The 14,245-nt window shown below is 67.2% G+C and carries 10 protein-coding genes and 1 pseudogene; 6 read left to right on the forward strand and 5 right to left on the reverse strand.

Annotation, left to right across the window (positions count from 1 at the left end; all coding sequences use genetic code 11):
• Both WT97_RS24695 and WT97_RS24700 read right to left on the reverse strand, forming a co-directional pair.
• Nucleotides 1–195: pseudogene (locus WT97_RS24695) on the reverse strand (MFS transporter); the annotation flags it as partial.
• Nucleotides 196–482: 287 nt separating this feature from the next.
• A complete protein-coding gene (locus WT97_RS24700; RefSeq protein WP_060354589.1) occupies nucleotides 483–1,511 on the reverse strand; it encodes a DNA topoisomerase IB in 1,029 nt (342 codons plus the stop codon).
• Nucleotides 1,512–1,886: 375 nt separating this feature from the next.
• On the opposite strand from WT97_RS24700, the gene WT97_RS24705 reads away from it, so the two are divergent.
• Genes WT97_RS24705 through yjfF form a run of 4 tightly spaced genes read left to right on the forward strand, consistent with a single transcriptional unit; the run spans nucleotide 1,887 to nucleotide 6,546 of the window.
• Nucleotides 1,887–2,849 carry an ABC transporter substrate-binding protein gene (locus WT97_RS24705; protein WP_059506329.1) on the forward strand — a complete coding sequence of 321 codons (963 nt, stop codon included), beginning with the start codon at nucleotides 1,887–1,889 and terminating at the stop codon, nucleotides 2,847–2,849.
• Nucleotides 2,850–2,909: 60 nt separating this feature from the next.
• Nucleotides 2,910–4,424 (forward strand): sugar ABC transporter ATP-binding protein, encoded by a 1,515-nt coding sequence (locus WT97_RS24710; protein ID WP_060354590.1) that lies wholly within the window; start codon nucleotides 2,910–2,912, stop codon nucleotides 4,422–4,424.
• A complete protein-coding gene (locus WT97_RS24715) occupies nucleotides 4,421–5,464 on the forward strand; it encodes an ABC transporter permease (RefSeq protein WP_060354591.1) in 1,044 nt (347 codons plus the stop codon). The genes WT97_RS24710 and WT97_RS24715 overlap by 4 nt, the downstream gene beginning before the upstream one ends.
• A complete protein-coding gene (gene yjfF, locus WT97_RS24720; RefSeq protein WP_060354592.1) occupies nucleotides 5,461–6,546 on the forward strand; it encodes a galactofuranose ABC transporter, permease protein YjfF in 1,086 nt (361 codons plus the stop codon). The genes WT97_RS24715 and yjfF overlap by 4 nt, the downstream gene beginning before the upstream one ends.
• A gap of 34 nt (nucleotides 6,547–6,580) precedes the next feature.
• Here yjfF and WT97_RS24725 read toward each other — a convergent pair whose 3' ends face one another.
• Complete coding sequence (locus WT97_RS24725) at nucleotides 6,581–8,923, reverse strand: sensor histidine kinase (RefSeq protein WP_060354593.1); 2,343 nt, start codon at nucleotides 8,921–8,923, stop codon at nucleotides 6,581–6,583.
• Entirely contained in the window at nucleotides 8,916–9,749 is an 834-nt protein-coding gene (locus tag WT97_RS24730) for a response regulator (protein WP_059506342.1), read from the reverse strand. Before WT97_RS24730 ends, WT97_RS24725 begins: the two co-directional genes overlap by 8 nt.
• Nucleotides 9,750–9,773: 24 nt before the next feature.
• Here WT97_RS24730 and WT97_RS34310 point away from each other — a divergent pair, with 24 nt between their 5' ends.
• Nucleotides 9,774–10,025: a hypothetical protein gene (locus WT97_RS34310; RefSeq protein ID WP_156440322.1), complete on the forward strand. Its 252-nt coding sequence runs from the start codon at nucleotides 9,774–9,776 to the stop codon at nucleotides 10,023–10,025.
• Between the two features lie 723 nt (nucleotides 10,026–10,748).
• Here the strand turns inward: WT97_RS34310 and WT97_RS33455 are convergent.
• Nucleotides 10,749–11,084: a hypothetical protein gene (locus WT97_RS33455; RefSeq protein WP_257128553.1), complete on the reverse strand. Its 336-nt coding sequence runs from the start codon at nucleotides 11,082–11,084 to the stop codon at nucleotides 10,749–10,751.
• Between the two features lie 141 nt (nucleotides 11,085–11,225).
• On the opposite strand from WT97_RS33455, the gene WT97_RS34315 reads away from it, so the two are divergent.
• On the forward strand, nucleotides 11,226–14,245 hold a 3,020-nt coding region (locus WT97_RS34315; RefSeq protein ID WP_060354594.1), incomplete at its 3' end, for an ESPR-type extended signal peptide-containing protein.

A 14,245-nucleotide genomic window follows, 5' to 3' on the forward strand; every position in this document is an offset into this window, starting at 1 on the left:
CGGGAAGAACACCTTGCCGAGCGTGACGGCGATATAGCTGTAGACGCCGAAGTCGAACCATTCCATCGCATTGCCGAACGCCATCGCGCCGACCGCGCGCTTGAGGACGGCAGGGTCGACGATCGTGATGTCGTCCAGCTTGACGGACTTGCGCGAAGGCCGGGCTTTCGCGGGGTGCGCTTGCGACGGGCTCAATGAACTCTCCTGGAATTGCCTTGGCAACCGGCCGGCGGGAATGCGGCGAGGTCGTGCGGACCGACGGACAGCGAAGGCGGATGTCTCGGGGATGCCTCGATGCCGGTGGCGTGACGCGCGCGGCGGACGACACCGGGCAGGTGTGTTGTGCGAACCAGTTTAGAGAAACGGGCGCGAGCGGCTATCGGTCATGCGCCCGGAAACCGGTGGTAAACGACACGCCCGGGGGAGCGGCGCCAATGGCGCCCCGCCGGGCGGAGGCGCGGCGTGGATGGTCATCTCGCCATTCATTTCGCCATTCGCCGGCGCGCGGATACCAGCAATGCGACGAACGCTGCTTCATCCGCCCGCAGGCCACGCGGCGTACGCCGGACCGAGAGCGCGGCGAGCGTGCCCGCCTCGAATGCGTCGAGCACGGCCGGGTGGATGTAGCAGCGCCGGCACACGGCCGGCGTGTTGCGCAGCAGGTCGGCCACCGCGCGCACGGTCTCGACGATCTGCTTGCGGGCATGCGTGACACCGCGGTGCTCCACGCGCCGCAGCAATGCGAGCGCGTGCACGCTGCCGGCCCAGGTCCGGTAGTCCTTTGCGGTGAAATCGGCGCCGCCGGCCTCGCGCAGGTAGTCGTTCACGTCGGACGACCCGACCGGATGGCGTGCGCCGTCGTCGTCCACATACTGGAACAACTCGTGACCGGGCAGTTCCGCGCAACGCCGCACGATGTGCGCGACCCGCGCGTCGTCGACCGTCACGTCGTGCTCGATCCCGCTCTTGCCGGCGAAGCGCAGCCGCACCTGGCCAGGCTGGATCTTCAGATGGCGCTTGCGCAGCGTCGTCAGCCCGTACGAGCCGTTTTCGCGCGCATATTCCGCGTTGCCGATCCGCGCGAGCGTCGTGTCGAGCAAGCGGACGATCGTCGCCACGACCTTGTCGCGCGGCATGCCCGGCAACGCCAGATCGCGCGCGACGCGCGCGCGGATGCGCGGCAGCGCCCGCGCGAACGCGGCCATCCGCGCGTACTTGTTCGCATCGCGGGTCGCGCGCCACTGCGGGTGATAACGATACTGCTTGCGGCCGCGCGCGTCGCGGCCCGTTGCCTGCAGATGGCCGAGCGGATCCATGCAAATCCAGACGTCGGTGTACGCGGGCGGAATCGCAAGCGCGTCGATGCGGGCGATTTCGTCGGGATCGCGAACCCGCGCACCGTCCGGCCCGTAATACGCAAAGCCGTGGCGAAGCCGCCGGCGCGTGTAGCCGGGGCGACGGTCGTCGACATGGCGCAGTGCCGCGATAGCGCTCGAAGCGGGCTGCTTCATGTCGCGAGGCGCCGGCCGGCGGCGACGTCGGTGCGCGGCGACCCGCGCTCACGGGCGGCGATCATGCTCGTCTCCTTTGGGTTCGCGTGATGGGCGGGAGCCTGGCATGGGGTGCGAACCGCCATTGCGGCGAGCAAGAACCGTGCGCCGTGCCGCACGGCCGATCCGGTGGGTTAGGTGTTTATACGTATGTCGATTCCGGCATCGCCTCAATCCAATATTTCATTGGAAGGTTATCGGACTTGTTCCTAGACTGATGCGGGGCTCGTATACCGCGCCGACCGGACACACCGGTCGGCACAGCCCGATCCGCGCCAGCGCCACGCAGAAACACAACAGCGCCGCGGCACACAACGACATCATCGGAGACGGACCATGACATTCATCAGGAAGCTGGCGGCCACCGCGATCGTCGCGGCGACGGCGGCGTTGGCCACCGGCGCGCACGCGCAGCAAAAGCCGATCACGCTCGGGTTCTCGCAGGTCGGCGCCGAAAGCGCATGGCGCACCGCGAACACCGTGTCGGTGAAGAGCGCGGCGAAGGACGCCGGCATCAACCTGAAGTTTTCCGACGCGCAGCAGAAGCAGGAGAACCAGATTCGCGCGATCCGCTCGTTCATCGCGCAGAAGGTCGACGTGATCGCATTCTCGCCAGTCGTCGAATCGGGCTGGGAGCCCGTGCTGACCGAGGCGAAGGCCGCGCATATTCCGGTGATCCTGACCGACCGCGCGGTCGACGTGAAGGACCCGTCGCTGTACGTGACGATGATCGGCTCCGACTTCCTCGAGGAAGGGCGGCGCGCCGGCCACTGGATGGAAGAGCGTTACAAGAACGACGCGGGCCCGATCAACATCGTCGAGCTGCAGGGCACGGTCGGCTCCGCGCCGGCCAACGATCGCCGCGCAGGCCTGCTCGAAGTGATCAAGAACAACCCGAAATTCAAGGTGATCGCGTCGCAGAGCGGCGACTTCACGCTCGCCGGCGGCAAGCAGGTGATGGAAGCGTTCGCGAAGACCTATGGCAAGCAGATCAACGTCGTCTACGCGCACAACGACGACATGGCGCTCGGCGCGATCCAGGCGATGGAAGAGGCCGGGATCAAGCCCGGCAAGGACGTGAGCGTCGTGTCGTTCGACGCGACCAAGGGCGGCTTCCAGGCGATGATCGCGGGCAAGATCAACGTCGACGTCGAATGCAGCCCGCTGCTCGGCCCGCAACTGATGAGCGCGGTGAAGGACGTCGTCGCCGGCAAGCAGTTGCCCAAGCGTATCGTGACCAACGAGACGGTGTTCCCGATGAACGTCGCGGCGCAGGTGCTGCCGACCCGGAAGTACTGACCTGTGCGCACGGGCGGCGGCCTGACGGCCACCGTCCGGCGACGCTTCGACGGAGGATGCATGGAGAGTGCGCCGGTGGTCGAGATGATCGGCATCGACAAGTCGTTTCCGGGCGTCAGCGCGCTGCAGCGCGTGGACTTCCGGCTGTTTCCGGGCGAGATCCACGCGCTGATGGGCCAGAACGGCGCGGGCAAGTCGACGCTGATCAACGTGCTCACCGGCGTGCATGCGCACGATGCGGGCGAGATTCGCGTCGGCGGCCGGCCCGTGCGCTTTGCCGCGCCGCGCGAGGCCGAGGCGGCCGGCATTCAGACGCTGTATCAGGAAGTGAACCTGTGCGCGAACCTGTCGGTCGCCGAGAACATCTTCGCGGGCCGGCAGCCGATGCGGCGCGGCGCGATCGACTGGAACACGATCCATGCGCGCGCGCGGGCGGCGCTCGCCGAACTCGACCTGTCGCTCGACGTCACGCGCTCGCTCGACGCGTATCCGATCGCGGTGCAGCAGATGGTTGCGATCGCGCGTGCGGTGTCGGTCGACGCTCGCGTGCTGATTCTCGACGAGCCGACCTCGAGCCTCGATGACGGCGAGGTTACGCGGCTGTTCGACGTGTTGCGCCGGCTGAAGGCGTCGGGCATCGCGATCCTGTTCGTCACGCATTTTCTCGAGCAGACCTATGCGGTGTCCGACCGGATCACCGTGATGCGCAACGGCGAGCGCGAAGGCGAGTACCTTGCGCGCGACCTGCCGGTCGACGCGCTGGTCGCGAAGATGACCGGCCGCGAGCGCATGTCCGACACGCTGCAGGCCGGCGCCGCGGCGGTCGAGCGTACCGCCGCGGCCGCCGCGCCGTTCCTGTCGATGCAGCGGGTCGGCCGGCGCGGGATGATGAGCGCGCTCGATCTCGACGTGCGCCCCGGCGAGATCGTCGGGCTGGCCGGGCTGCTCGGCTCGGGCCGCACCGAAACGGCGCAGCTGGCGTTCGCCGCGGCGCGCCCGGATACCGGCGCGATCGAGATCGACGGCGCGCGCAAGCGGCTCGCGTCGCCGCACGATGCGGTGCGCAACGGCATCGCGTATTGCCCGGAAGACCGCAAGAAGGAGGGCATCGTCGCCGCGCTGTCGATCCGCGAGAACATCGTCCTCGCGCTGCAGGCGCGGCGCGGCTGGTGGCGGCTGATCGGCCGGGCACGGCAGCGCGAGATCGCCGACACGTATATCGCCCGGCTCGGCATCAAGGCGCGCGACGCGGAGCAGCCGATCGGGCTGCTGTCGGGCGGCAACCAGCAGAAGGTGCTGCTCGCGCGCTGGCTCGCGACGGACCCGAAGCTGCTGATTCTCGACGAGCCGACGCGCGGCATCGACGTCGCCGCGAAGTTCGACATCATGGAGCGCGTGCTCGCGCTGTGCGCGCAGGGGCTCGCGATCCTGTTCATCTCGTCGGAGATCGGCGAGGTCGTGCGCGTGAGCCACCGGATCGCGGTGCTGCGCGACCGGCGCAAGGTCGCAGAGCTGACCGGCGCCGACGCATCCGAAGAGCAGGTTTACCGGTTGATCGCGGGAGGCCAGTCATGACGTGGCTACGCATGCTGTTTCGTCATTCGCTCGCGTGGCCGGTGCTGACGCTCGCGCTGCTGTTCGCGCTGGACGTCGCGCATCGTCCCGGCTTCCTGTCCATCGCGCTGCTCGACGGCCATCTGTTCGGCGCGCCGATCGACATCCTGAACCGCGCGGCGCCGCTCGTGATCGTGTCGCTCGGGATGACGCTCGTGATCGCGACGCGCGGGATCGACATCTCGGTCGGCGCGATCGTCGCGATCGCCGGCGCGGCGGCCGCGACCGTGCTCGAGGCGGACCCGTCGCGGGTCGGCGCGGCGCTGGCCGCCGCGCTCGGCGTCGGGCTGCTGGCCGGTGCGTGGAACGGGCTGCTCGTCGCGTTCGTCGGGATGCAGCCGATCATCGCGACGCTGATCCTGATGGTGGCCGGGCGCGGCGTCGCGCAACTACTGACGGGCGGCCAGATCATCCCGATCGGCGCGCCGGGCTACCTCGCGCTCGGCGGCGGCTATCTCGCGACCGTGCCGTGCGCGGTATGGATCGCGCTCGCGACGATCGGCGCGACCGCGCTGCTGGTGAACCGCACGGCGCTCGGGCTGTTCATTCGCGCGATCGGCGTGAACCCGGTCGCGACGCGGCTCGTCGGGTTGCGCTCGGGCGCGGTCGTGTTCGGCGTGTATCTATGCTCGGGCGTGATGTCGGCGCTTGCGGGCATCCTCGCGAGCTCGAACGTGCGCAGCGCCGACGGCAATAACGCGGGGCTGCTGCTCGAACTCGACGCGATCCTCGCGGTCACGCTCGGCGGCACGTCGCTGCTCGGCGGCCGCTTCAGTCTCGCCGGCTCGGTGCTCGGCGCGCTGATCATCCAGACGCTCACCTACACGACCTATTCGATCGGCGTGCCGCCGGAGGCGACGCTCGTCGTCAAGGCGGTCGTCGTGATCGTCGTGACGCTGATCCAGTCGGACGCGGCGCGTGCGCTGCTCGTCCGGCACGCGTCGCGGCTGCTGCCTTCCGCGCGATCGCGCGCCACCACCACCGGAGCAACGCCGCGATGAACCGTTTCCTTGGCCGGCTCGCCGATCCGCGCACGCTGCCGATCGTCGTGACGATCGTGCTGTTCGTCGCGCTGTTCAGCTTCGGATCCGTGATGTACACGGGCTTTTTCTCGATGCAGGTGCTGACCGGGCTGCTCGTCGACAATGCCTTCCTGCTGATCGTCGCGATTGGGATGACGTTCGTGATCGTGTCGGGCGGCATCGACCTGTCGGTCGGCTCGGTCGTTGCGCTGACAACGATCTTCTGCGCGGTCGGCGCCGAACGGCTGCACTGGCCCGTGTGGGCGATCGTGCCGCTCGCGCTCGCGTTCGGCGCGCTGTACGGCGCGGCGATGGGCGCGCTGATCCACTATTTTCGGTTGCAGCCGTTCATCGTCACGCTCGCCGGAATGTTTCTCGCGCGCGGCGCGTGCTTCCTGATCACGACGCAGTCGATCACGATCAACGAGCCGGCGTTCCATGCGATTGCGGGCATCAGCGTGCCGGTCGGCGGCGGCACGCTGAGCGCCGGTGCGCTGATCGCGCTTGCGACGCTGGCCGTCGCGATCTACGTCGCGCATTTCACGCGCTTCGGCCGCAACGTCTATGCGGTCGGCGGCAACGAACGCTCGGCGCTGCTGATGGGCTTGCCGGTCGCGCGCACGAAGATCGGCGTCTACGCGCTGAGCGGCTTCTGTTCGGCCCTCGGCGGCGTGGTGTTCACGCTGTACGTGCTGTCGGGCTACGGGCTGCAGGCGCAGGGAATGGAGCTCGACGCGATCGCCGCGACCGTGATCGGCGGTACGCTGCTGACGGGCGGCGTGGGCTACGTGATCGGCTCGGTGTTCGGGGTCGGCATCCTCGGCACGATCCAGGTGCTGATCACGTTCGACGGCACGCTGAGTTCCTGGTGGACGCGGATCGTGATCGGCGCGCTGCTGTGCGTGTTCTGCGTGCTGCAGCGGGTCATCGAGCGGCACGCGGCGCGGCGCCGCACCGGCGGCACGGGGCTCGGCGCGCAGCGGCCGACGCACGCCGCCCCCGCGCGGCCGGCGCCACCCGAAGAAGACATCGCGCTGGTATCGACGATGCGGCGCTCGTAGCGGGACGTGCGGCGGAACGATGTGCGCGGCGCCGTCAGGCCGTGCCGGCCGCGTCCGCCTCGGTGTCGAACGGCGTATCGGCGACGCGCATGCGTTTCAGCGAGCCGGCCAGTTTTTCGATCGCGTGCAGGTCCAGCGCATCGAGGTGCTCGCGCATTTCCTGCACGAACGGCGCATGGTCCGGCTCGTCCGCATACTGGCCGAGCCATTCCTCGATATCGGTCAGCCGGCCTTCGCCGGCGAGCGCGATCAGCTCGGCGAGCGCGTCGGCGGGCGGGCTGCGCATCGCGGGCGCGGCGCTGGCCGGTTCTGCTTCGTCGGCGGGGTGAAACCGCCTGACGAGCCCCGACACCGGCACGAGCGCATGACCGAGGGCTGGCGCGTCGACGGCGAACGAGAACGTCGTGCCGCTTCCCGGCTGGCTCGCGACGGACAGCTCGCCGCCCATCACGGCGACGATGCGCTGCGCGATGAACAGGCCGAGCCCGGTGCCGCCGTTCACCGCCTGCACCTGCTGGTACGCGCGGAAGATGTCGGTGGTTGCGGTGATGTCGATGCCGATGCCCGTATCGGCGACCTCGAACAGCAGGCGCCATGCATCGCCTTCGCGCGACGCGTGAACCGACAGCGTGACCGTGCCGTTGCGCGTGAATTTCGATGCGTTGGACAGCAGGTTCAGCAGCACCTGTTGCAGCCGGATGCCGTCGATCAGCACCGTGCGCGGCAACGGCGTGACCGGCTGATAGACGAACCGGTTGTCCTGCTGCGAACACAGCGCGAGCGCGTAGTGGCCGATGTCGTCCAGCAGCCCCGGCAGGTCGGTGCGGTCGGGCGCGACGCCGAGCGGCTGGAGTTCGGCCTTCGTGAACGCGAGCAATTCGTCGATCAGCGCGAGCTGGTAGCGGATGCTGCGGTCGATCGACCGGATCAGCCGCGCCTGGCTACGCGTCGCGCCTTGCAGCAGCAGCTTCGCGTAGCCGTTGATCGTCGACAGCGGCGCGCGCAGATCGTGGCTGACGTAGCCGAGCGTCTCGATCTTCTGCTGCATGTGCGTTTTCGACTGCTGCAACGCATCGTTGAGCGCAACCGTGCGCCGCGCGACCTCGTCGCGCAGCCGATCCTGCTCGGTGAGCTGCCAGTGTTCGAGCCGCTTGCGTGCCTCGGTGCGCTGACGGCCCACGTGGTGAATCCACGCGGCCAGCACCAGCAGGTGCGTCGCGAGCCCGATGATCGCGATGACGGGGTTCGGATAGACGTCGGACCGGATCCACGACAGCACGGGCGGCAATGCATCGCGGCCGTCGAGCATGCGGATCAGCATGTTGAACGTCGCGAACGCGACCGCGATCAGCATCACGCGGGCCGTCGGCGTGCGCCGGATCGCGAGCATCAACGCCAGGCTGATGTTCACGATCGCGAGCACGGTGTTCAGCCACAGGCAGAACCACGCGAAGGTCGCCAGATCGCCGAACGCCGCACCGGCTATCCCCGCGCATTCGAGCGCGAGAAACACCACGTACACCGCGCGCATCGGCATCTTCGCCTTCTCGCGATGCGCGACCATCAGGATGAAGACGATGAAGCAGGCGACCGACAGATACGCGAAGATCGTTTCGCCGCGCGTCGACCACTCGCGCGCGCCGGGCGACAGGAGCATCGCGAGATAGCCGCGGTATGCCGCTTCGAACAGCGCGGTGTTGAGGGCCAGTGTGGCCAGCACGTGGAACACCCCGCTGCGCGAGAAAAAGCCGATCAGCAGCGCGCACCAGACGAGCGCGAGCAGCCCGCCGAAGAATCCGAAGTTCCACATCGACGCATGCAACTCCTGCGCGATCCACGCGTCGCGGGTGAACGCGACCGGCGCAAGGCGCATTTCCTTGCGCGACGTGATGCGGATCAGCACGGGAAGCTGTTCGCCCGCGCGCAGCGTGACCTCGAGGGTCGGGTAGCGCGACGGCGCGTCGCGCGCGTCGCCGCGATCGGTCGGGAAGCTGCGCTCGAGCATCCATTGGCCGTGCCGGCCGACGTAGAAGTCAGCCCGGTCGACGCGCGCATCGCGAATCGCCAGCACCAGCGGGCCCGTGTCGCCGTCGCGGTTGATCAGCGTCGCGCGGACCCACCAGGCCGAGCGCGAAAACGTCACGTTGAATGCAGTGCGGGCCGTGGCGGCTGCGTGACGCGACGGCTCGGCGAGCCGGGCGGCGACCTCGTCGACGGACAGCGTCGTGCCGGCGTCTTCGAAAACCGATACGGCTTCGAGTTGTGCAGGATTCGGTGTCGTTGCGGCGCTCGCCGTCGCGCACGAGACGGCCAGCGCCGCCAGAAGCAGGAGCAACGTGCAACATCCCGCCGCCCATGCCGCGCAGTGCCTACGCATCGCCGTGGCGCCCCCCCGGTGCGGCCGGCGCGTCGACCGCGTGGCGCTGGCGCCGCCAGTCGGACGGCGTGATGCCGAAGCGTTCGCGGAACGCCGTCGCGAAATTGCCGGGGGTGGAAAAGCCGATTTCCTCGGCGATGTCGCCGATCCCCATCGACGTTTCCGACAGGAAATGCATCGCGGCGCGCAGCCGCGTGTCGCGCAGGTACTCGAATACGGTCTGGCCGAGATGGTCGCGGAACGCGCGCGACAGCCGTTTTTCGTGCGTGCCGACCTGCTTCGCGAGATCCTCGAGGGCCGGCGGATGGCGCAGGTCGCGCAGCAGCACGTCGCTTGCCGCGCGCACGAGCGCCGCGTCGCGGTTGTCGGGCAATTCGGGCAGGTGCGCGAATGGCTGGCTGCGTCGCACGCGCTTCAGGTGATTGCGGATTCGCGCGATGACTTCCGCCGGTTCGAACGGCTTGACGATGTAGTCGATCGCCCCCGTTTCGAGCCCCGCGATGCGATCCTCGAGATCGCCGGCGGCCGTCAGGATGATCACCGGAATGGATTGCGTCGACGGGGTGGACGCCAGCAGCCGGCTCGCGGCGAAACCGTCCATGCGCGGCATGCGGACGTCCATCAGGATCAGATCGGGCGCGATGGCCTGCGCACGATGATAGGCCTGCAGCCCGTCGAACGCGACGCTGATCCGGCACTGCGCGGTGCGCAGGATTTCGGTCAGGAGCCGCAGGTCGTTCGGGCGGTCGTCGACGATGAGAACATGGGCGCCGGCGAGATCCGGCGTGGTGCGTGGCGACGCCGAACTGGACAAGCGGGATGACATGGTTGCGAACGCGGTGGAAGGGGAGTGGCCTGTCAGGTCGGAGGCATCGCAATCTGTACGATTGTTGCAAAAAATTATATGTCGACAACAGCGTCGAAGGTGGGATTCCGTGCGGCGCGTGTGGGCTTGTCGCATGGGCATCGCAGGGGCGTGGCGGTGTGGCCCGCTTTCCCGGAAAATGAATCGGAAAAATGTGCCGAATCTATTCGTAAAATTACGGTCGTTATTTCCGGTTTAATGATTTCATGGGTGAAAATGGCCCGTCTGATGAATTGACGCTTGCGGTGTCGAAATTCGCTGGAGGCCGCGTAAATCGAATTATCCGATTCATTGTCGCTCGACTGAATTCGACGTAATGCCGGTGGGTATTCATGTTTACGGAAAAATCGGATTTCCTGCAAATATGTATGAATGTAAATGCTGTCCGCTACGGAAAAGTATTTTTCCGCTACGGAAAAGGTTTGTTTGGACAAATGTCGGCACACTAGCCCCAGCGCGGCTGGAATCGGTTCTTTGGACGCTTCCTGCTGCCATCGAAATGGCGGTCGCCGCTGCATCTTCGGGCAGCCAATATCCAATGTCACATTGAATAATGGTATTCCCGGATAATGAGAAGGTGGTTACAAAAGAATAACGGGCACGAGGGTAATGAAGGCGTCATAATTCGCGGAATTTTTAGATATACAAGATGCGCCGTGAAATGACGAGATGGGGCTGGTTGGTGAGGCATCGGGCGAGGAAAATCGTCAGGCAAATTCGATCGATTAATTCGATGCCGGGGTCGTTCGGCGAGTGGCGGTTTTTTCCGGAAATCCGGAAAAAAACCGTTGCCGGCCGGACGGAAAGGGGTGAGTGACTTCGCGTGCGCCGCCGGGCGTCTGATCGATCCGGAGGCCGCGCGTGGTGCTCTATCGAATCAGGCGGATACGAAAAACATGAATACGACAAGCATGGCAGGTCGGGGTGTCGGGTCGATCGATCCGGTGCCGGCTGTCAGCGTCAGCGATCCGGCGGCGCATGCCGCAAACCCGGGGACAGGATGGCGCCTTTCGCCGCCTGAATGAAAGACGACAGGCCGCCCGCGATGCGGGCCGGCGTCCGTCCGTTCCGCGTCCGAGCGACGCTTTTCCGAATGAGATTCGAAGTCGCCCTTCGGCGGGTGCGACGGGGTGCGCGCGTGCGGATTCGCGACGCGTCGTGCGCCATGTCGCCGCCGGGCAGGCGATGTCGACTTCCGTGAATCGATAACCGGCGATCGCCATCGCGCATCGTGCCAACGGGCATGCGCGGCGAATCGATCGTGCACTCGCGATGGGTGTCGAGCGTGTCGGGCAACGCTGTTCGTAGTTTTTATTAGTAATGCGAAGTGAGAAGCGGGGCATCGCGAAACAGACGAAAGCGGAGAGGGTCCGCGTTTCGCCTGACGCCGCGTTCGCCGTTGCGTCATCCAGCACATGAGAACCGAGGGAACACAAGATGAACAAGTCGTTCAAGTCGATCTGGAACGAAGCATTGGGAGCCTGGGTTGCGGCTTCGGAGCTTGACCGGGCACGCGGCAAGCGTGTGGCGTCGTCGCGGCGCACGGCGGCGCATGCCGCGAGCGCAGGCGGCTCGACGCGCGCGGGCATGCCTTCACCGCGACGGCTGGCCATGCTGATGGCGTCCGCGTATCTCGCGTTGTTCCATGCAGGCGCACATGCGCAGTACGCACCGGATGGCGGTACCGCGTCGGGCGGCGTGACGGCGATCTCGATCGGCCTCGGTTCGACCGCCGCGCAACAGAATTCCACCGCGGTGGGCAACCTGTCGACGGCGCAGGGCTTGTCGGCCACGGCGCTCGGCCCGGGTGCGCATGCGATGGCCGACGGTTCGACGGCCGTCGGCATCAACTCGCAAGCGAACGGTGTCAACAGCGTGGCGATGGGCGTGCAGGCGATCGGCTCGGGTCCCTATGCGGTCGCGATCGGCAACCTGTCGAGCGCGACCCAAAGCGGCGCGGTCGCGATGGGCAGCGGCGCCGCGGCGACCGGCGTTTCCGCCGTCGGGTTGGGCAACAACGCGCTGGCGTCCGGCCAGTACGCGGCGGCAATGGGGCTCGGTGCCAGTGCGGCGGGCGCGCAGAGCGTCTCGCTCGGCTATGCGTCGCATGCCACGGACACGGGCTCGGTCGCACTCGGCAACCAGGCGACCAGTTCGGGCGCGGCAGGCGTGGCCGTCGGCAGCGGGGCGCTGGCGACCGGTAATTCCGGCGTCGCGATGGGCGTCAACAGCGGCGCGAAGGGCACCTCGTCGATTGCGATCGGCTGGGGCGGTACCGCGGGCGTGCCCGGCTCGGGCACGCAGTCGCTCGGCACGAGCTCGATCGCGATGGGCTCGAACACGAGTGCCGGCGCGGACAATGCGCTGGCATTCGGCCTGAACGCCAATGCGTCGGGTCTCAGTTCGATCGCGACGGGCGTGCAGGCGACCGCGACGCAGCAGTTCGCGACCGCGCTCGGCAATCTGGCGCTGGCGACCGGCGTTTCCTCCAGCGCGCTGGGGCCCGGGGCGACGGCGTCGGCGACGAATGCGACGGCGATCGGCATCAACAGCGTCGCGGCTGCCGGCTCGACCGTCGCGATCGGCGATTCCAACTCGGTCGCCGCAACCGCCGGTGCGGGTTCGATCGCAGGCGGCAACGCGTCGAAGGTGCTTGGCGGCACGGGCGCCGTCGCGCTCGGCTTCGGCCAGACCGTGAGCGGCAACGGCGCGGTCGCGATCGGCGATCCGAGCAGCGCGATCGGCACCGGCGCGGTCACGATGGGTTCGAACAACACCGCGAACGGCGACGGCGCGGTGGCGATCGGCAATACCAACAACGCGCAGGGCACGGGTTCGCTGGCGCTCGGCAATACGTCGACGGCAGCGGCGGCGGGGGCGGTCGCGTTCGGCGCATCGGCCGTGGCCAACAACGCAAACGATGTCGCGCTCGGCTCGGGATCGACGACGGCCGCGCCGAATCCGACGGCCAGCGCGGTCATCGGCGGCGTCACGTACAACTTCAACGGCATCAACCCGACCAGCGTCGTCAGCGTCGGCAAAGCGGGCAGCGAGCGCCAGATCACCAACGTCGCGGCCGGGCGCATCGATTCGTCGAGCACGGACGCGATCAACGGGTCGCAACTCGCGGCGACGAACACGGCACTCGATTCGCTGTCCACGTCGACGGCGTCGAGCATCACGTCGCTGTCGACCGGGGTTTCGTCGTTGTCGACGGGCCTTAGTTCGACCAATAGCGCGGTGACGTCGTTGTCGACTTCGACGTCGACCGGCATCAGTTCGCTGTCCACCGGTCTCAGCTCGACCAACAGCACGGTGACGTCGTTGTCGACTTCGACGTCGACCGGCATCGGTTCCCTATCGACCGGCCTGAGCTCGACCGACAGCACGGTCACGTCGCTGTCGACGTCCACGTCGACGGGCCTGTCGTCAGCCAATAGTTCGATCGCGTCGCTGTCCACGTCGACCTCGACGGGTATCGGTTCGTTGTCCACAGGGCTGAGCTCGACCGACAGCACGGTGACGTCGCTGTCGACTTCCACATCGACGGGTCTGTCGTCGGCCAATAGTTCGATCGCGTCGCTGTCCACGTCGACGTCCACGGGCATCGGTTCGCTGTCCACTGGCCTCAGTTCGACCAATAGCGCGGTGACGTCGTTGTCCACGTCGACCTCGACGGTCGTCGGTTCGCTGTCCACCGGCCTGAGCTCGACCAACAGCACGGTGACGTCGTTGTCCACGTCGACCTCGACGGGTATCAGTTCGCTGTCCACTGGCCTCAGTTCGACCAACAGCACGGTGACATCGTTGTCCACGTCGACCTCGACGGGCATCAGCTCGCTGTCCACCGGCCTGAGCGCGACGAACAGCAACCTGACGTCGCTGTCCACGTCGACGTCGACCGTCGTCGGCTCGTTGTCCACCGGCTTGAGCTCGACCAACAGCAACCTGACGTCGCTGTCCACGTCGACGTCGACCGTCGTCGGCTCGCTGTCCACCGGCTTGAGCTCGACCAATAGTTCGATCACGTCGCTGTCCACGTCGACCTCGACGATCGTCGGTTCGCTCTCCACCGGCCTGAGCTCGACGAACAGCAACCTGACCTCGCTGTCGACCGCCACGTCGACCGGGATCAGTTCGCTGTCGACGGGCCTGAGCTCGATCGCGAACAACAACACGAACCTCGGCAACAGCACGGCCGGCGCGATTGGCGGCGGCGCCACCTACGATCCGACCACCGGCGCGATCTCGGCGCCGTCGTACGTGACGTACAACAGCGACGGTTCCACGACGATCAACAACAACGTCGGCTCGGCGATCGACAACATCAACGCGCACGGCATCAAGTACTTCCATGCGAATTCGACCGCACCGGACAGTCAGGCGGTGGGCGTCGACAGCGTCGCGATCGGCCCGAACGCGATCTCGAAGGTGGACGGCAGCATTGCGCTCGGCTC

Origin of the sequence: Burkholderia sp. MSMB1459WGS (assembly GCF_001534535.1) — a bacterium.
GTDB lineage: Bacteria > Pseudomonadota > Gammaproteobacteria > Burkholderiales > Burkholderiaceae > Burkholderia.

Excerpts from the sequence above, each read along its gene's own strand:
- WT97_RS24700 (WP_060354589.1), bottom strand. The coding sequence starts at position 1,511 with ATGAAGCAGCCCGCTTCGAGCGCTATCGCGGCACTGCGCCATGTCGAC.
- WT97_RS24705 (WP_059506329.1), top strand. The coding sequence starts at position 1,887 with ATGACATTCATCAGGAAGCTGGCGGCCACCGCGATCGTCGCGGCGACG.
- WT97_RS24710 (WP_060354590.1), top strand. The coding sequence starts at position 2,910 with ATGGAGAGTGCGCCGGTGGTCGAGATGATCGGCATCGACAAGTCGTTT.
- WT97_RS24715 (WP_060354591.1), top strand. The coding sequence starts at position 4,421 with ATGACGTGGCTACGCATGCTGTTTCGTCATTCGCTCGCGTGGCCGGTG.
- yjfF (WP_060354592.1), top strand. The coding sequence starts at position 5,461 with ATGAACCGTTTCCTTGGCCGGCTCGCCGATCCGCGCACGCTGCCGATC.
- WT97_RS24725 (WP_060354593.1), bottom strand. The coding sequence starts at position 8,923 with ATGCGTAGGCACTGCGCGGCATGGGCGGCGGGATGTTGCACGTTGCTC.
- WT97_RS24730 (WP_059506342.1), bottom strand. The coding sequence starts at position 9,749 with ATGTCATCCCGCTTGTCCAGTTCGGCGTCGCCACGCACCACGCCGGAT.